Origin of the sequence: Trichocoleus sp. FACHB-40, from assembly GCF_014695915.1 — a bacterium.
Classification (GTDB): Bacteria; Cyanobacteriota; Cyanobacteriia; order Cyanobacteriales; family FACHB-T130; genus Funiculus; species Funiculus sociatus.
Genome location: NZ_JACJPF010000101.1, coordinates 1 through 25,771 on the forward strand (window position 1 = coordinate 1; position 25,771 = coordinate 25,771).

28 protein-coding genes and 1 pseudogene are annotated in these 25,771 nt (G+C 44.6%); 16 read left to right on the forward strand and 13 right to left on the reverse strand.

The window, feature by feature from the left end:
• Window positions 1–112: 112 nt before the first annotated feature.
• Window positions 113–937: pseudogene (locus tag H6F63_RS23100) on the reverse strand (transposase); the annotation flags it as partial.
• Window positions 938–1,331: 394 nt separating this feature from the next.
• Here H6F63_RS23100 and lepB point away from each other — a divergent pair.
• Window positions 1,332–1,898, forward strand: a complete 567-nt coding sequence (lepB, locus tag H6F63_RS23105) for a signal peptidase I (protein WP_199298244.1) — start codon at window positions 1,332–1,334, stop codon at window positions 1,896–1,898.
• A gap of 136 nt (window positions 1,899–2,034) precedes the next feature.
• Here lepB and H6F63_RS23110 read toward each other — a convergent pair whose 3' ends face one another.
• Complete coding sequence (locus tag H6F63_RS23110) at window positions 2,035–2,592, reverse strand: ComEA family DNA-binding protein (protein WP_190639742.1); 558 nt, start codon at window positions 2,590–2,592, stop codon at window positions 2,035–2,037.
• A gap of 63 nt (window positions 2,593–2,655) precedes the next feature.
• The gene (locus tag H6F63_RS23115) at window positions 2,656–3,036 is read right to left on the reverse strand and encodes an NINE protein (RefSeq protein ID WP_190639743.1); all 381 of its coding nucleotides are present in this window, start codon (window positions 3,034–3,036) and stop codon (window positions 2,656–2,658) included.
• 173 nt (window positions 3,037–3,209) lie between these two features.
• Here H6F63_RS23115 and H6F63_RS23120 point away from each other — a divergent pair, with 173 nt between their 5' ends.
• Entirely contained in the window at window positions 3,210–3,494 is a 285-nt protein-coding gene (locus H6F63_RS23120; RefSeq protein WP_190639744.1) for a hypothetical protein, read from the forward strand.
• A 108-nt stretch (window positions 3,495–3,602) separates the two neighbouring features.
• Window positions 3,603–3,926, forward strand: coding sequence for a DUF1825 family protein (locus H6F63_RS23125; protein ID WP_190425108.1), 324 nt, complete (start codon window positions 3,603–3,605; stop codon window positions 3,924–3,926).
• Between the two features lie 211 nt (window positions 3,927–4,137).
• Here H6F63_RS23125 and H6F63_RS23130 read toward each other — a convergent pair whose 3' ends face one another.
• The gene (locus H6F63_RS23130) at window positions 4,138–6,057 is read right to left on the reverse strand and encodes a PBP1A family penicillin-binding protein (RefSeq protein WP_190639745.1); all 1,920 of its coding nucleotides are present in this window, start codon (window positions 6,055–6,057) and stop codon (window positions 4,138–4,140) included.
• A gap of 365 nt (window positions 6,058–6,422) precedes the next feature.
• Between H6F63_RS23130 and tyrS the strand changes: the two genes are divergently transcribed.
• From tyrS to H6F63_RS23145, 3 genes are all read left to right on the forward strand, one after another.
• Entirely contained in the window at window positions 6,423–7,661 is a 1,239-nt protein-coding gene (gene tyrS / locus H6F63_RS23135) for a tyrosine--tRNA ligase (protein WP_190639746.1), read from the forward strand.
• Window positions 7,662–7,806: 145 nt separating this feature from the next.
• Entirely contained in the window at window positions 7,807–8,514 is a 708-nt protein-coding gene (pyrF, locus tag H6F63_RS23140) for an orotidine-5'-phosphate decarboxylase (RefSeq protein ID WP_190639747.1), read from the forward strand.
• Window positions 8,504–9,091: a hypothetical protein gene (locus H6F63_RS23145; protein ID WP_199298229.1), complete on the forward strand. Its 588-nt coding sequence runs from the start codon at window positions 8,504–8,506 to the stop codon at window positions 9,089–9,091. The genes pyrF and H6F63_RS23145 overlap by 11 nt, the downstream gene beginning before the upstream one ends.
• Here the strand turns inward: H6F63_RS23145 and H6F63_RS23150 are convergent.
• Window positions 9,088–9,786, reverse strand: a complete 699-nt coding sequence (locus H6F63_RS23150) for a uracil-DNA glycosylase (protein ID WP_190639916.1) — start codon at window positions 9,784–9,786, stop codon at window positions 9,088–9,090. The genes H6F63_RS23145 and H6F63_RS23150 overlap by 4 nt on opposite strands.
• Before the next feature lie 181 nt (window positions 9,787–9,967).
• Between H6F63_RS23150 and H6F63_RS23155 the strand changes: the two genes are divergently transcribed.
• Window positions 9,968–10,678 (forward strand): phosphoribosyltransferase family protein, encoded by a 711-nt coding sequence (locus tag H6F63_RS23155; RefSeq protein ID WP_190639748.1) that lies wholly within the window; start codon window positions 9,968–9,970, stop codon window positions 10,676–10,678.
• 86 nt (window positions 10,679–10,764) lie between these two features.
• The gene (locus H6F63_RS23160) at window positions 10,765–11,061 is read left to right on the forward strand and encodes a hypothetical protein (RefSeq protein ID WP_190451165.1); all 297 of its coding nucleotides are present in this window, start codon (window positions 10,765–10,767) and stop codon (window positions 11,059–11,061) included.
• A 4-nt stretch (window positions 11,062–11,065) separates the two neighbouring features.
• Here H6F63_RS23160 and H6F63_RS23165 read toward each other — a convergent pair whose 3' ends face one another.
• On the reverse strand, window positions 11,066–11,434 hold the full coding sequence (locus H6F63_RS23165) for a VOC family protein (RefSeq protein ID WP_190639749.1): 369 nt from the start codon (window positions 11,432–11,434) through the stop codon (window positions 11,066–11,068).
• A 125-nt stretch (window positions 11,435–11,559) separates the two neighbouring features.
• Here H6F63_RS23165 and H6F63_RS23170 point away from each other — a divergent pair, with 125 nt between their 5' ends.
• The 3 genes from H6F63_RS23170 (at window position 11,560) to H6F63_RS23180 (ending at window position 15,431) form a co-directional block, all read left to right on the forward strand.
• Window positions 11,560–12,669 carry an aldo/keto reductase gene (locus tag H6F63_RS23170; protein ID WP_190639750.1) on the forward strand — a complete coding sequence of 370 codons (1,110 nt, stop codon included), beginning with the start codon at window positions 11,560–11,562 and terminating at the stop codon, window positions 12,667–12,669.
• A gap of 160 nt (window positions 12,670–12,829) precedes the next feature.
• Entirely contained in the window at window positions 12,830–13,912 is a 1,083-nt protein-coding gene (locus tag H6F63_RS23175) for a class I fructose-bisphosphate aldolase (RefSeq protein ID WP_190639751.1), read from the forward strand.
• A gap of 352 nt (window positions 13,913–14,264) precedes the next feature.
• Window positions 14,265–15,431 (forward strand): pyridoxal phosphate-dependent aminotransferase, encoded by a 1,167-nt coding sequence (locus tag H6F63_RS23180; RefSeq protein ID WP_190639752.1) that lies wholly within the window; start codon window positions 14,265–14,267, stop codon window positions 15,429–15,431.
• Window position 15,432: 1 nt separating this feature from the next.
• Here H6F63_RS23180 and H6F63_RS23185 read toward each other — a convergent pair whose 3' ends face one another.
• Window positions 15,433–15,846, reverse strand: coding sequence for a PIN domain-containing protein (locus H6F63_RS23185; RefSeq protein ID WP_190639753.1), 414 nt, complete (start codon window positions 15,844–15,846; stop codon window positions 15,433–15,435).
• A complete protein-coding gene (locus H6F63_RS23190; protein ID WP_190639754.1) occupies window positions 15,843–16,073 on the reverse strand; it encodes a hypothetical protein in 231 nt (76 codons plus the stop codon). Before H6F63_RS23190 ends, H6F63_RS23185 begins: the two co-directional genes overlap by 4 nt.
• A 280-nt stretch (window positions 16,074–16,353) precedes the next feature.
• Here H6F63_RS23190 and H6F63_RS23195 point away from each other — a divergent pair, with 280 nt between their 5' ends.
• The 3 genes from H6F63_RS23195 (at window position 16,354) to ggt (ending at window position 21,134) form a co-directional block, all read left to right on the forward strand.
• The gene (locus H6F63_RS23195; RefSeq protein WP_190436370.1) at window positions 16,354–16,608 is read left to right on the forward strand and encodes a hypothetical protein; all 255 of its coding nucleotides are present in this window, start codon (window positions 16,354–16,356) and stop codon (window positions 16,606–16,608) included.
• A gap of 220 nt (window positions 16,609–16,828) precedes the next feature.
• Window positions 16,829–19,441 carry a DEAD/DEAH box helicase gene (locus H6F63_RS23200; RefSeq protein ID WP_190639755.1) on the forward strand — a complete coding sequence of 871 codons (2,613 nt, stop codon included), beginning with the start codon at window positions 16,829–16,831 and terminating at the stop codon, window positions 19,439–19,441.
• A 136-nt stretch (window positions 19,442–19,577) separates the two neighbouring features.
• Window positions 19,578–21,134, forward strand: coding sequence for a gamma-glutamyltransferase (gene ggt, locus H6F63_RS23205; protein ID WP_190639756.1), 1,557 nt, complete (start codon window positions 19,578–19,580; stop codon window positions 21,132–21,134).
• A gap of 8 nt (window positions 21,135–21,142) precedes the next feature.
• On the opposite strand, the gene H6F63_RS23210 is transcribed toward ggt, so the two are convergent.
• Both H6F63_RS23210 and H6F63_RS23215 read right to left on the reverse strand, forming a co-directional pair.
• Window positions 21,143–21,439, reverse strand: coding sequence for an acylphosphatase (locus H6F63_RS23210; protein ID WP_190639757.1), 297 nt, complete (start codon window positions 21,437–21,439; stop codon window positions 21,143–21,145).
• A 133-nt stretch (window positions 21,440–21,572) separates the two neighbouring features.
• Complete coding sequence (locus H6F63_RS23215) at window positions 21,573–21,944, reverse strand: polyribonucleotide nucleotidyltransferase (protein ID WP_190639758.1); 372 nt, start codon at window positions 21,942–21,944, stop codon at window positions 21,573–21,575.
• A gap of 392 nt (window positions 21,945–22,336) precedes the next feature.
• Here H6F63_RS23215 and H6F63_RS23220 point away from each other — a divergent pair, with 392 nt between their 5' ends.
• Window positions 22,337–22,873, forward strand: coding sequence for a CPBP family glutamic-type intramembrane protease (locus H6F63_RS23220; protein ID WP_190639759.1), 537 nt, complete (start codon window positions 22,337–22,339; stop codon window positions 22,871–22,873).
• 217 nt (window positions 22,874–23,090) lie between these two features.
• Here H6F63_RS23220 and H6F63_RS23225 read toward each other — a convergent pair whose 3' ends face one another.
• Both H6F63_RS23225 and H6F63_RS23230 read right to left on the reverse strand, forming a co-directional pair.
• Window positions 23,091–23,387, reverse strand: a complete 297-nt coding sequence (locus H6F63_RS23225; RefSeq protein WP_190639760.1) for a DUF3593 domain-containing protein — start codon at window positions 23,385–23,387, stop codon at window positions 23,091–23,093.
• Window positions 23,377–23,742: a DUF2499 domain-containing protein gene (locus tag H6F63_RS23230; protein ID WP_190639917.1), complete on the reverse strand. Its 366-nt coding sequence runs from the start codon at window positions 23,740–23,742 to the stop codon at window positions 23,377–23,379. Before H6F63_RS23230 ends, H6F63_RS23225 begins: the two co-directional genes overlap by 11 nt.
• 173 nt (window positions 23,743–23,915) lie before the next feature.
• Here H6F63_RS23230 and csaB point away from each other — a divergent pair, with 173 nt between their 5' ends.
• Entirely contained in the window at window positions 23,916–24,968 is a 1,053-nt protein-coding gene (csaB, locus tag H6F63_RS23235; protein WP_190639761.1) for a polysaccharide pyruvyl transferase CsaB, read from the forward strand.
• A gap of 184 nt (window positions 24,969–25,152) precedes the next feature.
• On the opposite strand, the gene H6F63_RS23240 is transcribed toward csaB, so the two are convergent.
• On the reverse strand, window positions 25,153–25,692 hold the full coding sequence (locus H6F63_RS23240; RefSeq protein ID WP_190639918.1) for a GNAT family N-acetyltransferase: 540 nt from the start codon (window positions 25,690–25,692) through the stop codon (window positions 25,153–25,155).
• Window positions 25,693–25,771: the final 79 nt, after the last annotated feature.

A 25,771-nucleotide genomic window follows, 5' to 3' on the forward strand; every position in this document is an offset into this window, starting at 1 on the left:
TTCGCACTCAATCTGTATCGTAGCTATGGTTTCCAAAACATGGCTCAAGCACAACGTCTCGCTGGCTTTAGTCTTAACATACTTAAAGACCTATTTAGAATGAAATAACCCTGTAGACAATCACATCGTTAAAGTGAACTACGCATCGGGCAAGCTTTATCGCCCAATCTTTACGCTGCCTGGAGGTTTTAAGATGAACTCTACCTAGTCGTTCTCGTGCTTTATGGTAGTTGTTTGATTGCGGTTTTGCACCTTTTACAAATTTTTTACTTAACCGTCTTTGAGCTTTTTTTAGTCGGCGCTCAGACTTTCTCAAAAACTGGGGATAGATAACAGCATTATCGTTCTGGTCTTTGGTGAAGTATTTTAACCCCAGATCCAAGCCGACAACATTGCCTGTGTATTCCCCTGATTCTTTCCGGTCAGCATCAAAGCAGAATTGAGCATAATATCCATCTGCCCTACGCACAACTCGCACGCGGTTAATTTTAAGGGTGTGAAGGTCAATCCTTGTTGCTTTATTGCAGTATAGAGATAAAGTCCCAATGTCGAAGCCATCCGTGAAGTTAATACTTTCACAATCTTGGGCTAGCTTCCATCCGGAGACTTTGTATTCTACAGAACGACCATGTTTTTTAAATTGGGGATAACCTTTCTTTTTATCGCCCTTTTTACATCGGGAGTAGAAGTTAGAAATAGAAGCCCAAGCACGTTCCGCACTGGCTTGTCTGGCGGCTGAGTTTAACTTTTTGGCGAAAGGAAACTTGGCGGCTAAATTTTTGCACAGTGAGTACAAATCGGCTTTACTTACACCTCGGTTATCCATCCAGTACCGGATTGCCTTGTTTCTAATGAATTGGGCGGTACGAACAGCATCATCAAGAGCTAAGTATTGCTCTTTTGTTCCGTTTTTAAACTTGGCTTCTCTAACTAACATGATGTGATTTTACGGCACAATATTGCAGATAAAACATTAAGATAAATAAAAGCCGCCTTGAAAGTGCGGGGCTTTAAACCCATTATTTTGGTAAAACAAAAAGAGTATTTGAAGGTTGAGAAATATTACAGCCTGCTGTAATCCAATGGATCTAAACCAGAGGTCGCGTGGTATGTTGGCTTTTGACCAAAATCGGTCAGACTGTTTTTATGGCTCTTAACGCCAAATATTTTTAGCTGAAACTTCTATGACATCTGAGGAAAAAGATTTTGCTACATCGAGTGCGGCGGAAGTGGAGCTTCCGGTTGCAGCTAAGGGGGATGCTGCTGAGGATGGAGTCAATCAGAAGCTAAGCGAATCGAACCTCGTTAAAGCAGTGGACTCGAAGGGTGTAATGCCCGGTGGAAATACGGGTAAGACTTCGCTAAAGTTGCGGATATGGCAGCAAGTGGCGGAAAATTTGCAAATTTTGCTGATTGCCCTTTGTTTGGCGCTGTTGATTCGGACGTTTGTCGCAGAACCTCGCTATATTCCTTCTGATTCTATGCTGCCGACGTTGCAAGTGGGCGATCGCTTGGTGGTAGAAAAAATCTCTTACCGTTTTCACGCACCTAACCAAGGTGATATTGTCGTCTTTGACCCTCCCCAAAAATTACAAATTCAAGGCTACGCCAAAGACCAAGCCTTCATTAAACGAGTGATTGGCACGCCCGGTCACGTTGTTAAAGTTAAAAATGGCAAGGTCTACCTGGATAACTCTCCGCTACAGGAAGACTACATCGCAGAACCTCCAGAATATAACTGGGGGCCAGGGGTGGTGCCTGAAGGCCATCTGTTTGTCATGGGAGATAATCGTAATAACAGCAATGACTCCCATGTTTGGGGATTTTTGCCTCAGAAAAATGTCATTGGTCGCGCCTTTTTCCGCTTTTGGCCTCCCAGTCGCATTAGTCGTGCTTAATGGTCAGCCAAAATACCTGACGACTGTTGGCGGAGCCTGCGCGTTAGCGCTTAGTGGCGGCTATACAAACAAAGCCTAACGAGAGCAGACTTTGTTTGTATAGCGCCATTTAGTCCGAGCCCACTTTTGCTATTGACTAAAACCTCATATAGTGCATTAACTGCGCTGTCATCTGTCCAGGGAGTGATAGCCTAGTTTGAAAATCAGCCAGGTTGCGGTACGCTCCGGCGGCGCGACGATTTGAAAAGATTGCTCTGGCAAGAATCAAGTCAACACCTGGAAGAAGCATTAGCTGCTCGATAGATGCTGTGTTAGGGTTCACCAGTTGCGGTGTGGAGGGAGAATCGTCGTAGTAACAAAACCTCAAGAGTGGCTCCAGAGGTTTTAATCGCAATATCGGCATACTTAGTGCCGCAGCAATATCTTCTATACAGAGAAATTGTACTCCAGACTGGGCTAGGGAAACGAGCGATCGCGCTTGATGAATTGATAGCCCAGGTAGTCTCAGCCAGTCATCCACACTTGCCTGATTCACATCAATTTTGATACCAAGACTAACTGCGATCGCAATTTCTTCAGTGGATTGCAGCCGATAGTAAGGATCTCCCAAAATCCGCGCCCGGATTGACTGTCGATTTGAGTTTATCTCTGGGCGCAGTCGAGTCGCCAATGGTAGCCAATCAAAAAGTGCCATTTTTTGGTAAATTTAGCGATCGCACCCAATATTTTAAAATTTTTCTCGCCTACTGACTCCTTTCTACCGCATTCGATCCAGACATTGGCGGCGCTTTTGCTCAAATTCATACTCTGAGATTAGCCCTTCTTGGCGTAGACTATCCAGTTGACGCAAAGCATCAGCGATCGCACTCACTGAGTTAGTCGCCACGCCAACTGACTCAGTGAGTGATTCTACACCTAAATTAAAATTCCGGTCAAATTCATCCCCATCTTGGAATAAATACCAGATTCCTTCAATAGCGCTGGCAATTCGAGCGATAGGTGTTCCCCACGACAACAGCAAATAAACTGCTCCCCAAAGCGGCTGTCCCAGATAAAACTTGTGAAAGCCAGCAAACGGGATTATCGCTCCGGTAAATGCCAGAAGTGCGGCAACTTTTCGATTTTTTTGTGTCAACATTTTGAGGTTAACTCCTCTTTCCTCAAAAGACATAGCGATACGCCTATAGCGCTACCGCAACGCTTCTCCATCCAATTCCATGATAGGGATTTTCTTACTTGGAGCATGAGCGATCGCGATCGCTACTGAGTATGCTTTACTAAAAAATTATTCATCGTAACCAGGTGATGGCGATGCCACATTGGGCAATCGGTGTTATCGTCTTTCTTATCTTCATTTTGCTGGTGACAATACTTTTGGGAAGGTTTCGCCACTCACCATCGTCCCAAAAGCAAGCCAGCCGAAGTCAAAGCAGACAATCCAACATACAGCTAGAGAACAAGTTACTAAGGCTGTTGAGCGGAGATAGAGCGGCAGCAGAACGGTTATTAGCTTACGCAAAGCGGAGACATCCCGGTAAATCCGACAAATGGTATTGGGAAAAAGTGATTTCCGATTTGGAGAGCGATCGCCGATAATACGGAAAACCGAATATATCGTAAAGTTTGCACTGCATTAAAATGATACTCAAAGCAGTAAAACTTCCCCTGACTGGGGAAGCCCATTGACGGGAAGATAAAAAGGCTATGGGATTTTTTGACTCCGAAATTGTTCAACAAGAAGCCAAGCAGCTGTTTGAAGATTATCAATCCCTAATACAATTGGGAAGCCACTACGGTAAATTTGACCGCGAAGGTAAAAAGATTTTTATTGAGAAAATGGAAGCCATGATGGATCGCTATCGCATCTTTATGAAGCGATTCGAGCTATCTGATGACTTCATGGCTCAAATGACAGTCGAACAGCTTAACACTCAGCTTGGTCAATTTGGCATTACCCCAACTCAAATGTTCGACCAAATGAACCTCACCTTAGAGCGGATGAAATCCGAATTAGAAAAGCAAACATAACGATTTTGGATGCAAGAATTTTACTTTTTTCTGCCTCCTAAATTTCTCATTTTGTAGGTTGGGTTGTAGCTTGCTTCCGCCTAGCGGTAAGAAAGTGGAACCCAACACTAACAATCTTAGATGCAACAATACAAGAATTTTAAGACTTTGGATTAAATCCAAAATTATCGGAGGCTGGGAAACTCCTTCGCCCCCGCAAAATCTAAAATTCTTATCTAGGGCGCGGAAACTTGTTAGGCGAGGGGAAATACTTCACCGGAACACCACTCATAGCACTTGACATAAAATCGCGCCAGATGGGAGCCGCATATTCGCCACCCGTTACACCACCGCCTAAACTCCGGTTATTATCCTTCCCAATCCAAACAGCCGTAGACAGTTGCGGGACATAGCCTACAAACCAAACATCTTTCTCAGAGGAAGTCGTACCAGTCTTACCAGCTGCGGGTCGTCCTATTTGTGCGTTTTTCCCAGTACCTCCAGTAACTACCCCTTGCAGCACGCTTGTCAGCGAAGCACTAGCCCACGGGTCTAAAACCAATCGGCGTTTAGGAGTATTATCGAGCAACACATTGCCACTACTATCCGTGACCCGGACAATAACGGTTGGGGGAGAGTACCAACCATTACTAGCAAAAGTGGCATAACCACCCGCCATTTCCAAAGGCGTAACACCAATCGCTCCCAAAGGCAAAGAAATTACAGGTTCAATCGGACTCTTAAAGCCTATAGTCCGGCAAATTTCAATCACCTTATCCAGCCCCACAGCCCGCCCAAGCTTCACAGCCGGAACGTTAGCGGAAACCATGAGCGCTTGGCGAATGCTCATCGCCCCAGAGTAACCACCACCGTAGTTTCGGGGAGAGTAGTAGCCGCCACCATCCCGATAACTAACTGGCGTATCGTAGACGGTGGAGTAGGGCGAATACTTACCCGTAGCAAAAGCCGCGTAGTAAACAAATGGCTTAAAGGCAGATCCCGGCTGTCGGCGGGATTGGATAGCACGGTTGAACTGGCTTTTATCGTAACTAACCCCGCCCACCATCGCTTTTACAAAGTGCGTCCGAGGATCGACTGATACCAGAGCAATTTGGTTGTTATAAAGCCCGTAACCCTGAAGTCTTCTATGCCAACGACTCACCTTTTGTTCCGCCATACGTTGGAACTTGTAGTCGATGGTCGTCTGGATTCGCATACCGCCTTTTAGCACCGCATCCCGACCGAAGCGCTCATTTAACTCCGCAACAACCGCTTCTGTGATATAAGGCAGTTCGCTGGTTTGCCACGAGGTCAGCTGACCCCGTTTAATTTCTTGCTTAACAGCGGCTGCTCTCTCTTGCTCAGTAATCCATCCCAACTCGCGCATCCGACCCAAAACCTGTGTTTGGCGCTGCTTTGCCTGCTTGTAGTTCCCGAAAATACTGTAGTCTTCCGGAGCCTGAATCATTCCTGCCAACATTGCCGCCTCAGCTAAGTCTAGATCGGCGGCTTTCTTGTTAAAGTAGCTTTCAGATGCTGTTTGAACACCATAGTTGTTGTGACCCCAATACACCTGATTGAGGTACATTTCTAAAATTTGGTCTTTCTTAAAGATTTGTTCTAACCGAATTGCTAGCACCGCTTCGGCAATTTTGCGGCTCATTGTCCGCTTGCGAGACAAGAAAAGGTTTTTCACCAACTGCATGGTGATTGTCGAGCCACCCTCGACAACGTTGCCTTTTTCCCAGTTAGCTTTTAAGGCGCGACCAACGCTATTGGGGTTAATGCCTTGGTGCAAATAGAAGTGGCTATCTTCAATCGCTAGAACCGCCCGCTTGAGTTCAGGGGAAATTTTATCAAGGGGTACGACTTCGCGATTGGCTTCTCCGTGGAGCGAAGCTAGGTGCTTGCCTTGAATGTCGTAAATGTAAGAAGTTTCTGTGGGGATGTAGCTGCGAAGAACCCGCACATCGGGTAGGTTACGGAAGCTGATAGCTAAACCAACCAGTCCCCCAGCGACAACCGAACTGGTCAGCATGGTGATGCCCAGGAGGGTTCCGCCTGTTGCTTTACCGACTCCCTGCATGAACTGAACTATCGGGGCTGATGGCTCTCTTCTCGGTTGTTTGTCTTGAATAGTGCTAGACGACACGGTGATTTCACTTCCTCACTAAAAAAATGTGGGATCTTGGATGATTGGGCGACTGGGATGGCTTTGCTTATCTAGATTACAGAACTTTCCACTCGCGGCAGGATGGTGGGGACAATTTTAGCAGTGACTGGGAAGGTGGTAAGCATTTGCGGTGGTCGCAAAACAACATCGCTTTTGTAAGTGTGACAAAAAAATCCTACGTTTACGTTTTAGCATCATAAGTGCAGCCCATTACTAAATTTTGTCCAATTGGCATGGAGACTTTATACAATTTTTGCAAATTATAATAAACTTGTTTACCCTTGGATTTGCATAAAATACAAATATAGGGGTCGATTTCCACATCCGATTTAGTTTGGCGCATCATGACCGCTAGTGTATCCTCAAAAATGCCCCAAAACCTCACTTGGTTATATCGTGGGGTTAGTGAAATTTTCCCCGACCAGCCTGATTCTGATGACGCTGCTCTTTCTTTGGCTCAAAGATTAGCGCAAACTGACCGACCTTTGCGGGTGAAGTTGGGAATCGATCCGACTGGATCGGATATCCACTTGGGTCATAGTATCCCAGTACGGAAGCTGCGTGCTTTTCAGGATGCCGGACATACAGCTGTTTTAATTATTGGGGATTTTACGGCCCGGATTGGCGACCCTACCGGAAAATCTGAGGTACGCCGTCAGTTAACATCTGAGGAAGTGGCGCAAAATGCTCAAACTTATCTGGAGCAGGTGCGTCCAATTCTGGATTTTGACACGCCGGGACGGTTGGAAGTTCGCTACAACGCCGAATGGCTTTCAAAGCTTGATTTGTCAAAAATTTCAGAGTTGCTCTCGACGATGACGGTAGGGCAAATGCTGGCGAAGGAGGGGTTTGCCGAACGTTATGAGAAGGAAAATCCGATTTTTCTGCACGAGTTCCTTTACCCGTTGATGCAAGGCTACGATTCTGTGGCAGTGCAAGCTGATGTGGAGTTGGGTGGGACGGATCAGAAGTTTAATATTGCTGTTGGGCGCGATTTACAACGCCATTTCGGTCAGATGCCTCAGTTTGGTTTGCTGATGCCGATTTTAATCGGGACGGATGGTGAAAAGAAAATGTCGAAGTCCCTGGGCAATTATGTGGGATTATCGGAAGATCCGCTCTGGATGTATCAGAAATTGGAAAAAACGCCGGATCATCTGTTAGAGCAGTATTTTGAGTTGTTGACAAATTTACCTTTACCGCTGGATGGTTTGCTGGAACAACCACGCTTATACCAACAAGTTTTGGCTGTCAATATTGTCTCTCAATACCACGGGCAAGATGCAGCAAGACTTGCTGTGCGCGACGCAAAGGCAATTACAGCAGGAAACACAAATTCCGCTAAAGCTGTACCAGAATTTTCGCTAAAAGAGGTGAATTTTCCGGCTAAATTGTTCTTTATTCTGGGAAAAAGCGGTTTGTGCAGCAGTGGGACGGAAGCGCGGCGACAAATTCAGGGAGGAGGGGTAAAGTTAGATGGCGAGCGCGTGTCTGACGTGAATCTCACTTTTGATTCTCCCTCTGAGTTGGACGGACGGGTTTTGCAGGTGGGGAAAAATAAGTCTGTGCGGTTAATTGGGTAATGGGAATTGGGGATTGGGAATTGGGGATTGGGGATTGGGAAAAAGTCTTACCTAGTCCCTACGCCTCAGCCCCTAGTTTCTAGTCCCCAGTTTCTAGTCCCCAGTTCCTAGTCCCCAATTCCCAGCCCCCAGCCCCCACAAAATCATGTCAAACAGCGAGAAAATTATTGTTGCTTTGGATGTTCCGAGTCTAGCGGAAGCGATCGCTTTAATTGACAAGTTGCCGGAAGTAACTTTCTTTAAAGTTGGTCTAGAACTATTTGTCAGCACTGGTGCTGAAGTTCTCACCCTGCTCAAAAACAGACAAAAGCGAATTTTTCTGGATCTGAAATTTCACGATATCCCTAACACCGTTGCCGGGGCTTGTCGCGCTGCGGGGAGTTATGGCGTAGATTTGCTCACTATCCATGCTACGTGTGGTAAAAGTGCGCTACAGGCAGCAGCAGCAGCCCTACAGGAAGGCGCAGAAGCCGCAGGGTGTCCGCCACCCAAGTTAATTGCCATAACGCTGCTGACAAGTATCACATCGCGGCAATTAGCATTTGAGCTTAAAATTCCCCTGGAATTGCCAGAATATGCTTTACATATGGCTTTGTTAGCAAAAGAGGCGGGACTGGATGGGGCAGTTTGTTCGCCGCAGGAGGTGGAACAACTGCGGCAGACTTGCGGCGATAATTTTCTGTTTGTTTGTCCGGGAGTGCGCCCTAGTTGGGCAGAAGCGGGAGATCAGAAGCGAAGTCTTACCCCAGCCCAAGCTTTCTCTTCTGGAGCTGATTATCTCGTGATTGGGCGACCGATTACTGCCGCCGCCGATCCTGCTGCTGCTTGGGCGAGAATTTGCGATGAGTTATAGAAGTCACAATAAGTTATGTAGAGACGCGAAATTTCGCATCGCTACATTTTGCCTTTGCATGATTGCCTTTTGCTCTGAAAAAGCGATCGCGCAAACGCCGCCTCCACAGAAATCGAGTTGTCCAACCGATGTAGAAAACTTAACAAGTTTACTAATTCGGGATTTACCCAGTTATGCCAATCGCGTCAGTCAACGCTCTCGACGACTAAACAGAAAACCAAATCTCTCCAGTTCTGTAATCATCGCCGGACGACCAGAATTTGCGCCCCTTACCCTAGGCCCTGGCCCCTATACCTCAGACCCTGGCGCAGACATAACCACAACAGCTCCTAAACAGGTATTCATCACAACTTTAGAACGAGGATATACAGCCCGAAAGCCAATTCAATTACAGCAATATCACTGGCTGTTTCTAACTCAAACTGAGGACGGATGGAGGTTGGTAACGATGTTTTCCCGTATTGGCTCCTATCCCGAAGGAGATCCGCCCTCGCCGCCGCGAGATAGCAGTAATGGCATCATTGGCCAAGCTGTTCGCAATTGGCTGCAAGACTGCCGCGTTGGGAAAATTAATTAATTGTTGTTGCGGATTTCATCTAATTTGGCACGAACAGCTTGAATATCCTGCCACATTAACCATTTAGGACTGCCTTGTTCTCGCGAAGCATTGCGAAGTAAGTATGCTGGGTGGAAAATCGGCATACATAAACGTCCCTCCCACTCGATCCAAGTGCCGCGAATTTTGGTAATGCCTCGTTTATCGCCAGTTAAACCTTTTAAAGCTGTAGCACCCGTCAAAAGAATGATTTTCGGGTCTACCATACGAATTTGTTCTAACAAATAAGGTCTACAAGCTGCCATTTCTTCAGTTGTTGGCGGGCGATTGTTTGGTGGACGGCACTTGTTCACATTACAGATGTATACATCCTGTTCGGTGTTCAGCTTCACAGCAGCTAAAATTTTCTCCAGCAGTTGCCCAGATTTCCCGACAAATGGCAACCCGGTTTCATCTTCATTTTGTCCTGGTGCTTCGCCGACAATCATGATTGGTGCTTGAAGATTGCCGCGTTCAACCACAGCGTGAGTGCGGTTTTCTCCCAGTCCGCAGCGGTGGCATTGGTTACAATGCTCTGCCATTTGCGCCATTGTTTGATAGGTGCCGGGAGGAATGGGGATTTTGGCACTTGTGGGAATTAATGCTTGATTTTGCGGTGTGGCAGATGCACCGACGTCTGAGGAGTCAAAAAGGCTAAGTTGCTCGTCGCTGGACATGAATCTGTGGCTATATCGTGCTTTCACGAAATTATCGTAGCAATACTCGCTCAAGGCTGAAACTTGTTTCACGCTTAAGGATTGATAGTTCTTACTTTTGATGGAGTAGGGAGTAGCTGCGCCAAAAGCCAAAATCAGCCATTATAGGAGGCGAGCGCAGTACCGAATTCTGGAGGGTGCCATGTCATCTGCCCCCATGTTTCGCGATCGCATCCACGCCGGAGAGCAGCTAGCTCAGTCCGTTATAGCTGAGTTTACCCAGTTCAAGGCGCAGGGAGTTAATAGCCAACCTATCATTTACGCGCTGCCTCGCGGCGGTATCCCTGTGGCTGTACCAGTGGCACGCAGTCTGGGTTGTCCTGTGGATATTCTTGTCGCCAAAAAAATTACTTTTCCGGAAAACCCGGAACTTGCCATCGGTGCTGTCACGTCAGATGGACACGTGCTATGGTGTCAGCCAAAGCGTCGCAAAAACCAGCAGACTGTGCTGGAAGCGGCGTTGCGGCAAGCCCAAGATAAAGCTATTGCCCTACAGAGTAAGCTTTCTTCCAGTCGCTTACCTGTTAGCGCTCAGGGTGCGATCGCTATTTTGGTTGATGATGGTATTGCCACTGGCATGACAATAGCAGCTGCCGCCTCTGCCGTGAAAGCCCAAAATCCTGCCGAAATTTGGGTTTGTTCGCCAGTAGCACCACAGGGTTTGAGCGAGTGGCTGCTGCAATGGTGCGATCGCGCTATTATCCTAGAAACGCCCGAACCTTTCCTCAGTGTCAGTCGCTTCTATGAAGAGTTTCCCCAAGTGGAGACTCAAGAAGCCTTATTCTACTTGCAGCAGCACAACCAGCAAATATTACCTAATAACCAACCGCCAGATGCACCTATGAGTAGATAACAAACGTTAAAACTTTAGACTATGGTAATGACTAATTGCTAATTAGGATTAACCCTGGCCAATAACTAATAAGTAATAATTAGAATATGAGAATTTGGCAATCTTGGTGGCGAGCTTTAGTTTTTTCTAGCCAGTACAGTCCTCCGCGATTTATTGAGCTAATCATGTTAACAGTTGCCACTGTTTTAATAATGGCTTGGGAGATAAATCAGCAGTGGCCTTACTTGGTGCTGGGTTTGAGCTATATGGTGGGAGCGGCAGGATCAATTTTAGTAAGAGAAGCACTCACGCCATCTCATCATCCGCGAGTTTCTCAGGTAATGGCAGTGCTAATGTTAATTGTGAGTTTTTACTGCTTTGCTGACTTAACTCAGCACCTATAATTTATTAGTGGGATTGGTGCAAAATCAAGCGATTGCCATCTGGATCGTAAGCGTAGATTTCTCTACCGTGTGATGCAGATAAAATATCGCCTGGTGGCGGGAAACCCAGAGCAGTAATGTGAGCGATCGCGCCTTCCAAGTCAGTTACTTCTAAACACAAACTCATTCCACTTTTTACCGCTCCAAATTCCTCAGAGTGGGTGAGTTTCGGTTTAAAAATTCCCAAACGTAAGCCAGGAAACTGAAACTCTGCATAAACATTTGGGATATATGGATGCGGCTGTTTATCCAGTAAATTTGTATAAAAACTTACTAATTTCTCAAGATTAACAGTTGCCACAGTGACAAAGGCGGCGGTGCATAGGAAAACCATATTTGCGTGTAGGGGCGATTTCGCCCTTAGAAAAATAAAATAACCTGTCTAAAGATAGGTGAAATTAAAGTAACAAAAAAACTAACACTGAAGCAAAACTGGGTGAACTTAAGCAGGATAACTCAATGGCAGATCGACGTGACGATCAATCAGGGGAAAATCGCCACCGAGAGGCACAAAGCTGGAAACGCAGACAGTTTCTGCAACGCCTCGGAGTTCTCGGCGCAGGAGTAGCGATCGCAGATCGGATCTTGCTACACCCAGATGCACAAGTCAATGCTGCCGAACCCGATCAGACAATTTCACTCCAAGCTGGGGAAATTCCGCGCCGCAAACTCGGACGCACAGGTGTCGAAGTTTCGGCGCTGACACTAGGCGGCTTTCACATCGGCGTTCCCAAAGACGAACAAGAAGCCATCCGCATTATTCAAGAAGCACTCGATGCTGGCGTGACCTTTCTAGACAACGCCTGGGAGTATAACGAAGGCGTGAGTGAAGAACGGATGGGTAAGGCGCTGCAAGGTAGGCGAGACAAAGCATTTCTGATGACAAAAGTTTGCACGCACGGACGCGATCGCAAAGTCGCTATGCAACAACTTGAGCAATCTTTGCGGCGACTCAAGACAGATTATATCGACTTGTGGCAAGTTCACGAAGTTGTTTATGACAACGACCCGGAAAGACATTTCGCCAAAGGTGGTGTCATGGAGGCTTTAGACGAAGCCAAGCGTCAGGGGAAAGTTCGTTTTGTCGGTTTCACAGGTCACAAAGATCCGGCAATTCATCTGAAAATGCTTTCTTATAATTATCCGTTCGATGCCGTTCAACTACCACTGAATTGTTTTGACTCCTCTTTTCGCAGCTTTGAGAAGCAAGTGCTACCCGAACTCAATAAACGCGGTATTGCTGCAATTGGGATGAAAAGTTTGGGTGGTAGTGGCGAACCAGTTAAAGCAGGCGTTGTCACCGTGCAAGAAGCGCTACGCTATGCAATGAGCCTTCCGGTTGCTACTACCGTCAGCGGTATTGACTCTCTACAAGTGCTGCGCCAGAACTTGAATATTGCGCGGAGTTTCACGCCAATGAAAGAAGCGGAAATGCAAGCTATGCGATCGCGTTATGCTAGTTATGCTGCTGATGGACGCTTTGAACTCTACAAAACGTCAAAAAAATACGACGGACCTCCGGGCAGAGAACAGCACGGATTTCCCTCGCAAGAGGAGTTAGAAGCTTGAAGTGTTACCCTAATTTGTAAGCTATTCGACGTTTAACTTGCAGATGGTTATTAGTCAAAATTCCTACCAAAACAGAGTTTCATTCTTTTAACTTTTGACTTGCTTAATAGGTAGGTAGGTATGCACCGCCCAGCAAAACAAATTTTTGAGGAAAACTGCTATGACCGCTACACTATCTGTACCTAATTCCCTAGAGTCTGTACTAGGCAAAGAAGCAGAAGACCTTCTCAGTTTTAAGGCAAAAGTTTCCAAAGATATGCTGCACCTGCCGGGGCCGGACTTTGTAGACCGGATTTTTGCAGCCAGCGATCGCAACCCCCAAGTGCTGCGTAGTCTTCAGCAACTGTATTCTGCCGGACGTTTAGCTAATACTGGATATCTCTCCATTCTCCCAGTAGACCAAGGAATTGAACACTCCGCAGGGGCATCATTTGCACCCAACCCGATCTATTTCGATCCCGAAAATATCATTAAACTGGCGATTGAATCTGGTTGTAATGCTGTTGCCACCACCCTTGGCGTTTTGGGCATTGTTTCTCGCAAATATGCCCACAAAATACCCTTCATTTTGAAATTCAATCATAATGAATTGCTGACTTTCCCCAATCAATTCGACCAGATAATGTTCGCCTCTGTCGAACAAGCCTGGAATTTAGGGGCGGTCGCTGTCGGGGCAACTATTTACTTTGGTTCAGAACAATCAACTCGCCAAATTCAAGAAGTCAGCGCAGCCTTTGAACGCGCCCACGAATTGGGTATGGCAACTATCCTGTGGTGCTATCTCCGCAACAATGCTTTCAAACAAGACAAAGACTATCACTTAGCAGGCGACCTCACAGCTCAAGCAAACCATCTGGGCGTGACAATTAAAGCCGACATCATCAAACAAAAGCTTCCCGAATACAATCACGGATATGCTGCTGTTGCTAAAGCTACTGGTGAAAGTTACGGCAAAACTAACGACCGAGTATACACCGACCTGTTGACCGATCACCCAATTGACCTTACCCGCTACCAGGTACTAAATTGCTACTGCGGTCGCGCTGGGTTAATTAACTCTGGTGGTGCATCGGGTAAAAATGACTTTGCCGAAGCCGTCCGCACCGCCGTAATTAACAAACGCGCTGGTGGCTGTGGTTTAATCTCCGGTCGCAAAACTTTCCAGCGTCCTTTTGAGGAAGGGGTGAAGTTATTTAACGCCATTCAGGATGTCTATCTCTCACCTGATGTAACTATTGCTTGATAAAGCCATAGGCGCTTCTGCTCGGCTTCTTGGGTAGCAGGGGCGTAGTCCCCTACTACTCCAGAAAAAGATTACCAAATGCGGCTATAAGGCAAAAAGCCAGAGTATCACCCCTTACCCGTAGAGGCAAAAGAAAAGTAAAATTTATGATTCGGCACGTATTGGATTTTTATATAGCTATAAAAAATGTCATATATCTCATTTTTAAAATTAAAAAGTAAAAAAAATGCCAATCTGAAGCCTGATTGAGAGATACTCTGAAAGACTATAGAGTTGCTGGGGTAGCGATCGCTTTCTGGCGTATTGCCCAACAGCAACGTATCGCTAAGTTAGTCTGGAAAGTGGGGTAAGCATGAAGCTGGCAGCACGAGTTGGTCAGGTAACGCCTTCTATAACGTTGGCGATCGCAGCCAAAGCCAAGGCGATGAAGGCAGAGGGGATAGATGTTTGTAGTTTCAGCGCTGGGGAACCAGATTTTGACACCCCAGAACATATCAAAGCTGCTGCCAAAAAAGCTTTGGACGAGGGTAAAACCAAATACGGGCCAGCTGCTGGAGAACCAAAATTAAGGGAAGCGATCGCCCGCAAGCTACAAAAGGACAATAACCTGGGTTTCGCACCTGAAAACGTTATTGTCACCAACGGCGGCAAGCATTCCTTGTATAACCTGATGATGGCGCTGCTGAATGGTGGGGATGAGGTGATTATCCCATCTCCCTACTGGCTCTCGTATCCGGAAATGGTGATTTTGGCAGGCGGTACCCCGATAATTGTGCCGACAGACGCTTCCACTGGTTATAAAATTACGCCAGAGCAACTTCGCTCATCAATCACACCAAGAACCAAGCTTTTTGTCCTCAATTCGCCTTGTAATCCCACTGGTGTTGTTTATACGCCAGCTGAGATTAAAGCTTTAGGAGAAGTGGTGGTGGAAAAAGATATTCTCGTTGTCTCCGATGAGATTTACGAAAAGATTATCTACGACGACGCGCAGCACTTGAGTATCGGTGCAGTCAGTCCCGAAGTCTTTGACAGGACAATTATCAGCAGTGGTTTTGCTAAAGGTTACTCAATGACGGGTTGGCGCATTGGTTATTTAGCCGCACCAGTTGAGTTGGTTAAAGCTGTGTCCACCATTCAAGGTCACAGTACCTCGAATGTGTGTACTTTTGCACAGTTCGGCGCGATCGCAGCTTTAGAAGGTTCTCAAGATTGTGTGGAACAAATGCGCCTCGCCTTTGCCGAACGTCGGCAGGTGATGTTGCAAAGACTTAACGCTATTCCCGGTTTATCCTGTGCCAAACCAGACGGCGCTTTTTATCTGTTCGTCAACATCAGCAAATCTGGTTTAAATTCTCTAGAATTCTGCGACAAACTGTTAGAAAATCAGAAAGTTGCGGCGATTCCTGCGATTGCTTTTGGTGCAGATGATCACGTCCGGCTATCTTATGCAACAGATATGACTTCGATTGAAAAGGGGATGGATAGGTTAGATAAATTTGTGCGATCGCTTGTTTAGTTTAAGACAGTCGCTCTAATAATTCACCAACTGACAAAATTGGGAAAATAGCACCCGCGAAACCTTCCGTATCGCGGGTGATAATTGCATCAAGATTGTTAGCGATCGCGCAAGCTAACTGTACCGCATCTTCAAAATCTGTTAATGGAGATGCGATCGCGCTCTCCAATATGTCACCATCAACACTACAAACTTCCATCAGTGCTAACGTGTCAATAACAGCTTGTCTAGCGCGTTCTATGCTCCGCGCCTGTCTTCTAACAATGTAAAAGATATCAGTAATGGTAGTTGCGGTAACATACCCAGCGATGCGCCGAGAGCGGGTAATCTCGAATAAAGTTCTAGCGTCGTCTGCAAATGGTTCTCGTTCTAGAAAGCCATCCAGAAGAATGTTAGTGTCTACCAATACCCTCATTTCAAGTATTTCTCCACCAATCGTTCTTCTAACATTGCCTCAACTTCGGCATCCGTTGGGGGTGGCTGATCTGTTTTCGCTACTCCCATCATCCGCTCGACTACTCCTTCTAAATTTGGGCGAGGTCTGAGTTCGCGCCTAAGCGACTCGACGATCGCGTTCACCAAATCTAAGCGATCGCTTACCGATAACTTGTATGCCTGATTTTTTAATTCTTGCAAAGACATATTTTATACTTCCTCAAAAACTATTGCCTGAGTTTATTTTAGGCGATCGCTTTCTTAGGGATAGTGGGAGCGATCGCTAATTTTTAACCTTCTGCAAGATAATTTTATTGTGACTGCTGTCACTCACTGAGTTGTTAAATATCACATTTACTAGCTGATTGTCAGCACTCAATATGCTGATACTTGTCACATTTTTTTTAATTAGTCATCACTTATCCCGATAGGATTCCTGAGTGATAGTAGTAGGAAACATACAGAATCTAATAAAGCGGGAGTCATAATGTTAACTACTTCTAATTTTTTATATCCTCAACCTCGCTACTACGGTGATGTAAACCCAGAAAATTTAGTATTTAATGCTAATTTACAGGAATTTGCTCAGCGGGTGACTTTGATTAGTGGTTTGGCAACCAATGGAAAAATTTCTATTGAACAGGCTTTTCAAAACATCGAGACGCTTTGGCAACAGTTGGAAGCGACGAAAAAGCAGCTAGGTGTGGGTGAAAATCCTTTCCAATCGGATGAAAATCGATAATTTGAGGTTAAGCGATCGCGTTCGTACCAGCAGCAGAGACGCGATCGCGCTGAATAAAATATTCTAAACTAGGGTAAGGTCGGCAAGATTCAATCGGTGTTACTTAAAAAATGTCTCAAATTTTCACTATTTAGAAAAATTCGCCCTTGCTGTGATGAATCTTTAGCGGTTCAGGCAATGGGAGCACCTGTTGAACCACCCCGCATATCTAAAGAAAAACATGGCATTTAAGAAAATACGTCACTCCAGCATATCCGCCGAGACCCCTGAAGCACTTTTCCGAGATTTGAGAAATCGAGAAGTAGAAGGGCTACTTTCCCACCAAGCTGACATACTTAGAGAATATTGCAAGCAGCAAGTTCTCGATGCCTCAGACGTTGCCCTACAGCTTCCAACTGGTAGTGGCAAAACTCTTGTGGCGCTTCTGATTGGAGAATGGCGTCGTCGCCGCTTTAACGAGAGAGTAGTATATTTATGCCCTACTCGTCAGCTTGTCAATCAAGTAGTTGAGCAATCACTAAGCAAATATGGAATCAAGGCAAATGCCTTTGTTGGTAAACAATCTGAGTACTCTCCTGCTATCAAGGCTGAGTATACAAATGCAGAAACACTTGCCGTTACAACATATAGCGGTTTATTTAACACAAATCCATTTTTAAATAACGCAGACCTAATAATTCTTGATGATGCCCATGCTGCTGAAAACTATATAGCAAAATATTGGTCTCTTTTGATAGAACGAGATAAGCAAGAGCATAGCGCTCTTTTTCAAGCTCTAGTTTCGGCTATACATGGAATTGTATCGGATGAACACTATCGTCGATTATCTGGCCAATGTGATGATATTGGAGATACCCAATGGGTTGAAAAGATTCCAACCCCTCATCTATACGATAGGCTTGGAGAAATTACTGCAATACTTGATGTGCATATTAAGGATCAAACTGGCTTACAGTATTCTTGGTCAGTTTTGAAAAATCATTTATTTTCATGTCATATATACAGTAGCTTTAGCTCTATATTGATACGTCCTATTTTGCCACCTACTCGTAGTCATAAGCCATTTTCTAATGCTAAACAACGCCTTTATATGTCCGCAACATTAGGAGAAGGGGGAGAGCTTGAACGGGTTTCAGGTGTAGAAAAAATAGTCCGTCTGTCAGTTCCAGAGGGATGGGATAAGCAGGCTATTGGTCGTCGATTGTTCTTGTTCCCAGAAAGATGCCTGGATGAAAAACCTGCGCTCAACCTTGCCATCGAGATGATGAGAAAAACACCAAGGTCTCTTGTGCTAGTTCCAAATGAACATACCGCTACTGAATTCAAAGATAAAATACCTAAAGAAACTGGTTACGAAATATTTGACGCGGTTCAGATTGAACAATCGAAGCAGCCTTTTGTATTAGCAGCAAAAGCTGTTGCAGTAGTTGCAAACCGTTATGATGGTATTGATTTGGCTGGCGATGAATGCCGCCTTCTAATTGTGAAGGGATTGCAACGGGCAACGAATCTTCAAGAAAAATTTCTTGTAACCCGAATGCCTGCCTCCATTCTCTTCAATGACCGAATTTTAACTCGAATTGTCCAAGCAGTCGGACGTTGTACGAGAGCGGCTAACGACTATGCCGCAGTAATAGTCCTTGGAGACGAATTGAATAAATTCTTACTTGATAAGGACAAAAGACCATTTTTGCATCCAGAAGTTCAAGCTGAAGTTGAGTTTGGAAATGAACAATCTAAAGATGTTGAAGCAAAAAACTTTCTTGAGAATCTGCGTATCTTTCTAGAACATAAGGAAGAATGGAATGAGGCAGAAGAAGAAATAATCTCTCTTAGAGACACACTTCAACAATCTCAACTCCCAGGCATAGACAAATTAAAAAGTGCTGTTCTTCACGAATTGAGATATCAATATGCACTTTGGAATGGTGATTATGAGAAAGCAGTTGAAGAGTGTCGTTCTGTCTTAAATTCGCTTAGTGGAGATGAGGTTAAAGGCTATAGAGCCTTTTGGTACTATTTAGCTGGAAGTGCAGCTTGGATCGCTACAAAAAATGGAATTACTTCTATGGAGAGCGTTGCACGTGATTTCTTCCAGCGAGCTGCTAAGACAACTGAAATCCGATGGCTCTATGAACTCTCTCGTATAAATATTGGAGTTACTCAAGAGAATCATACTGATGCTTCGAGACTAACTGCTGTAATTGAAAGATTAGAAGCACAACTGTCAGAACTCGGTACTGCCAATAATACTAAATTTGAAGCTGAGGTTAAAACAATTCTTGAGAATTTGGATAGAATTAAAGACTCTCAGGAAGATTCTAAAGCTTTTGAAGACGGCCATGAAAGATTAGGTCGTCTGTTGGGGTATCAAGCAGCGAATTCTGAATCAAACGCGGCTCCCGATCCCTACTGGATGGCTGATGATGGCTTTTGTATTGTATTTGAAGACCATTCAGTTAATAGCCAAAAATCACCACTAGGAGCAACCAAAGTTAGACAAGTAGCTTCACATCCTAACTGGATTAAAGCTAATGTTCAGCTTCGTAGTGATGCAGAAATTATCCCGGTAATTATCACACCTTGCGAAAGCATAGAGGATGGTGCTAAGCCTCATACTTCAGATGTTTGTTACTGGAATCAAAAAGAATTTAGAGCGTGGGCAGAAAGTGCAATCTCTGTTATCCGTGACCTAAGACGTAGTTTTCCAGGTGAGGCTAATTTGGAATGGCGAGAGCGTGCAATACAGGCTTATCGGGATTCTGGTCTTGACCCAGCATCCCTAGCAGAAAGTTTACGTAAGCGAAGATTATCCAGTCTTCCGAACAAGTAATTAAGGTTTTTGCCTAAAATCTAGCAGCATTGTCGTCTGAGGGATAGGCTTTCCAAGTTTAATTTACTTGATGTAGAGTGCTAGATATATCTACCACCTAGCTTCTATTCACTCTGGCTCTTGGTATTCAACATCTATGTCTAAAAAAACTCACGGTGTGATTGCTGCTGGACATGAGCAAACTGCCGAAGCAGGGATTGAAATGCTTCGCTTAGGTGGGAACGCCTTTGATGCGGCGGCGGCGGCAATGTTAGCTTCTTTTGTTACTGAGGCTGCGCTTACCTCGGCAGCTGGTAGTGGGTTTCTTTTAGCCCATACTAAAGATAATCAAAATACTTTATTTGACTTTTTCTCGCAAACGCCACGCCAGAAAAAGAATAAGGATAATCTTGATTTTTATCCGGTTAAAATTAACTTTGGCGGTGCCTTACAAGAGTTTCACATTGGTCTTGGATCAATGGCTGTACCAGGAAATATCGCTGGAGTTTTCCACGTTCACCAGAAACTAGGTAGATTGCCTTTTAAGGTCGTTGCTGAACCAGCAATTCGCTATGCAAATACTGGAGTAAAAATCAATGATTATTCATATTACTGCTTGACAATTCTCAAGCCCATAATGCTTTTCTCTACAGAAATGCAACAAGTTTTTACTCCTGGCGGGGAACTTGTTCAGTCTGGAGAAACAGTATATATGAGAAACTTGGCTAATACTTTAACTTATCTAGCTGAAAATGGGATTAGAGAATTTTATGAGGGTGAAATTGCACAAAGATTAGTTAAAGATTGTCAAGATTATGGCGGTTATTTAACCTTAGAAGACCTTAAAAATTATCGGGTTATCGAGAGACAACCTTTGGTTATCAATTACCGCGATAATACATTTTTGACTAATCCTCCTCCTAGTTCTGGCGGAATACTCATTGCTTTTGCTTTAGAACTACTTTCAAAAGTTAATTTAGCTGGCATTGATTTTGGCAGTTGTGGCCATTTAGAAATACTGGCTAATGTGATGCGTTTAACTAATGATGCGAGAAAAGATAGATACAATGCTAATACTCATCAAGAAGATGTTGTCCAAAGTTTTTTATCTGATGAGCATATTGCTATCTACGAACCTCAATTAACCGAAATTGTCAATAAATGGGGAAGCACTACTCATATCAGCGTTGTTGACAGCGAAGGAAATGCGGCTAGTGTTACTACTACCCACGGTGAAGGATCTTCTTATGTAATTCCGGGAACTGGCATCATGGTTAATAATATGCTGGGAGAAGCAGATTTAAATCCGCATGGTTTCCATGAATGGGCAGAAAATACCCGGATTTCATCCATGATGGCACCAACTATGGTACTTAAGAATAATCAGCCAGAAATTGTTCTAGGTTCTGGTGGTTCTAATAGGATTAGAACGGCAATATTACAAGTTATTTCCAATATTATTGATTTTCAAATGGATGTTAATGCGGCGGTGAATAGTCCCCGCGTTCATTGGGAAAACAATATTTTCAATATTGAACCAGGACTCAGCCAGCCGGAAATAAAAAAACTGGCGCTTCCCTCTAGCAATGAATTAGTTTTATGGGAAAAGAAAAATATGTTTTTTGGTGGCGTTCATACAGTTATGGAAAATTCAGAAGGATTGATTGAAGGCGCAGGCGATCGCCGTCGCAGTGGAGCGATCGCTACCTGTTAGAATCTTACCTATCCTCTCATTTCAAACCCGCGCAATCTTTCCGGTGTCTGATATTCAACCGCCACATCTTTAACTACAGCAGCGGCTGGCCCTTGGTGACACCAGCGAATCATTTCCTCGACAATATCCTGCGTTCCTTCAAAAACGGCTTCTACCCGCCCGTCGGGAAGATTTCGCACCCAACCGCTGACCCCCAAATACTTAGCCTGTTGTGCTGTTGAGTATCGATAACCAACTCCCTGAACGATTCCAGAAACGAAAACATGGGCGCGGATCTGTTCCGGTGGCGCTGATGGGTTCTGCATCAATTTGTCCCTGTCTATGACAGCTTTCCAAATTAAAAGTTTTGTCTTGGTTCATTTTAAGCAGAAATGGCGTCAGCTATTGAGCTAACGCCATTCAATTCATTTCCACAGTTATTAATCCAAGCCAAAAGATTTAATCGTCGTCGTCATCGTCATCGTGTTTGCGATGATGTCCATGCTTACGATCGTCATCATCGTCATCATCATCGCGATCGCGATATTCACCGCGATGTCTGGACTCGCGATCGCCATCGTCATCATCATCATTATCGCGATCGCGATATCTGTACTTGTGATCGCCATTGTCATCATCATCATCGCGATCCCGATATTCCCTGTCATCATTACGATAGCGATCGCGTTCTCTATCTTCCCTGTCGCGATCGCCTTCCCGATATTCCCTGTCATCATTACGATAGCGATCGCGTTCTCTATCTTCCCTGTCGCGATCGCCTCCTTCTCGGTTCACACCAGGTATATTTTTAAATAGATCGCCTATTCCCATAATCTCCCTCCTAAAATCGCTTTCTTGAATTTTTCCTACTCAAACGATTTCAAATCTACTTAGTAGTTTGTCATAGCATTTTTACCGATATCTCTTCCAACAGATATAGATTCCCATCCAGAGGAATCTTTGCAACTTTGCTTAATAATATAAATAATTAAAGTTTGTATACTAATTCTCAATTGGTGAGATACATCTTTACGATCATGGCATTGTCATTCCTCTACCAAACGTTAGAAACGCAATATATTCCACCTAACGGAGAAACGCTATACTCTCTCAATTTTATAATTGTCTATTTTCAATTCAATAATTGCTTTATGGGAATACTAATTCCCACTTTAACCTAAAAATTGTTAATTTATTTACATCCACCTTAAAGCATATTCTTGATGTCATTTGAACTCTTCGATCGTCTCATTGCTGCTTTCTCTAAGTTACCCAACGCCTCAGATTGGCTATATTCAGCTGCACTGGTAGTAATATATGCCTTAATTTCTTTACCCATTGGATTGAAGTTGGGATTTCTAAAAATTGAGGTACAAACCTCGTGGGAGATTGTTATCGGTGTCATAGCAAAATGTCTGCTGTTTCCTGCGATAACAGAAGAGGTATTTTTTCGCGTTTTACTCCTCCCTCATCCCACAGAAAATGCTTTAAGAGTTACTCTGTGGTTTTGGGGATGTATCAGCTTGGTAGCTTTTATTGTTTATCATCCCCTTAATGCTTTAACCTTTTATCCAGAGGGACTCAAAACGTTTTTTGATCCGGTTTTTCTACTCTTAGCTGCACTTCTGGGAATTATCTGTACTCTTGCCTATTTCCAGAGTGGTTCTCTGTGGACTCCGGTAATAATTCACTGGCTGGTTGTAGTTGTATGGATACTTCTATTAGGCGGGTTTAGTAGGTTGCAGTCATTAGTCAGTTAGAAGGTTTGGTGACTAAGGGCTAATAACTAATAATTAACAAATTTTTTGTTTTAACCCCTAGACTTCAAGCATTTTTTTCTGATATACTGATTTCGATGAGGAAGAACTAGTCCGTAATATTTTTTTGAAGCAGATTTCCATTATCTAAATATACATCAAAGAGCGCCACGGAAGAGTAATTTAGAATACATAAATTTAAAAAAATCATAAATTACTCTTACCTAGATTCTTGGCGAATTTGTAGTATTGCTTGGCGGAAACCCAGGACAATCAAAATATTAGAAAGCGTCAAGAAAACTTCTGCACCACCGTGCAACCAATCGACATTTGCTAAGGACTCTGCATAGGCAACTTTGGCGTAAATTCCAGCCGGAATGGTGACACCAACAAAAACCAATGTCATGTAGAAGCCAATTAAGGCTAATCGTGGCATTTGTCTGCTGCGGGTGAGAAACCAGAGAAAGCCTAGGTAGGGAAATAAAGAAAGTGCAAAAAGGGTTTCTTTAGAAATCATTATCTTGACTTTTTAGGGGCGATGGTGAATTGTTTTGATTAACGGGTAGGGCGGAATTAGCAACTCGTGATGTGCGCCAAATCCACCAGCCAGCTGCTAAGAGGGTGAAGTTACCAACTAGCGTCATCGCCGCTTGGAGGGTGACTATCCAATCCAGGGATTCGGGGTTGTCGAAAAAGTGCCAGGTGCAGGCACACATGGCGCTGACTAAAGCTGGTAGCATGGCAAAGGACAACGCCCACCACGCCCGGTTGCGAGTAATTTCGCCGTAAGTCCAGATTAGCCAAATGGCGGCGATCCACTCAATGACGCTGGAGACGTGAATAATCCAAGTGGGAATTGAGAGTGCGTGCATGGAAGATGTGGGATTGGGGATTGGGGATTGGGGATTGGGGAAGAACAATTAATCTTAGATTGGGGATTGGGGATTGGGGATTGGGGAAGAAAAATTAATCCTTGTAAAATTTTTCGCTTCTAGCTACTAGCTTTTACTATCCTACAGCTCAGGTTTGCTGGTAAAGTTTCAGCATGAAAAAGATTCGAGCAGTATGTTGCGGATATTATGGGCAGGGGAATGCAGGCGATGAGGCGTTGCTGGCTTCGCTGTTGCAAATGTTACCAGATAATGTGTTGCCTTTGGTATTGTCAGGCGACCCAAAAAAGACACGCGATCGCTACAATGTTGAAACCTTCTCGCGCAAGGCTTTCTTTCCAGTTCTAAAAGCTTTGCGCCAGTCAGATGTGTTTATCTGGGGTGGAGGTAGTTTAATCCAAGATGCTACCAGCGCCGTCAGCCCCCTATATTATGCGGGATTGATGGGATTGGCGCAGCAACAAGGTTTGAAAACTATTGCTTGGGCGCAGGGAATTGGCCCTTTAAATCGCCAGCTGACTCGCTGGGTGGCGCGAAACGCTTTTGCTGGTTGTAGTGCTGTAAGTGTACGCGATCGCGCTTCTGCTACCCTACTGAGAAATTGGAAAATATCCTCGATTATCGCCCCCGATCCAGTTTGGGCGTTAGATTCGCTACCAGTAAAAGGACTTTGGGACTTACCCGCGCCCAGAGTCGCCGTAACATTGCGATCGCATCCCCAACTTACTCCAACTCGGCTTAATAATCTCACCCGCGCCCTGATAGACTTTCAGAAAGCAACCGAAACCTGCATTTTACTGGTGCCATTTCAACTCAATCGAGATTATGCGATCGCGCAGTCAATTGCATCGCAACTACCCGGCCCCAATCATATTTTCTCTCTAGAAGACCCCAGAGAATTAAAAGGATTATTTCAAGGCGTAGAAATGGCAATTGGGATGAGATTCCACAGCCTAATTATGGCCGCATCCCAAGAATGTCGCTGCTTTGCCCTTAGCTATGACCCCAAAGTTAACCTGTTGATGGAAGAATTAGCAATGCCGGGGTGGGACTTAGACCGATTGCCAGATGACCCTAACACAATTAGTAAAGCTTGGCTAGAACACTACGTAAATGGCGATGCCCTCACACCCCATCAAATACAATCTTTGGTAGATAGATCCTTGATGCACCGGGATTTGTTGGCTGAAGCTTTAGCCGTGGGATAGCAAAAACCTTGCTTATATTCCACCAGTGTTAAATCGAGGCAGTTGCTATGAACGAAGTACACCATCACCAATGAAAAATACGCGCCCCCAGCCCCCTCCCTACAAAGAAAGGGAAGCCAGAAGCAATACGGTTTAACTAAACATTATTGCCTAGACTTCAACCTGCGGTTGTATTATTTAATACTTAAATTTGCCAATCTCTAGCAAGCATCCCATAAACAACCAGATCGACAAAATGATCGTACAGCCATTGGCTTTCGCGGAGAGTCCCTTCGTTGGTAAATCCTAGTCTTTCCGGAACTGCGCGACTCTTGAAGTTCCCTACACCACAGCGAATTTCTACGCGGTTAAGGTTCAATTCATCCAGCGCATAATGTACCATAGCGCCACAGGCTTTAGTCATCAGCCCCCGTTTTTGGAAATTTTCACCCAGCCAATAACCGATGCTTGTTGAACGGTTATCCCAATCAATCGTGTGATAGGCAATACATCCGGCTATGCGACCCTTATACCAAATTCCCACAGGAAATCCGTCATTGGCTGAGAATTTTAAGGAACTTTCGATGAAAGATTTTGTATCTTCCACAGTTTTTGTCCCATCAACCCACGGTAGCCATTCCCGAAGATAGTTGCGGCAAGAGTCGGTGAGGGCAAATAATTCCTCTGCGTGTTCAACCTCAAGTAATTTGAGTTCAGTTTCCTCGTCGATGCAAAATTTGAATATGGTATCATTCCCCCGCAAGAACTCTGTTGTGAAATAATCTAATAGAATTGGCTCAACACTGATTTTAAAAAAGCCGTTA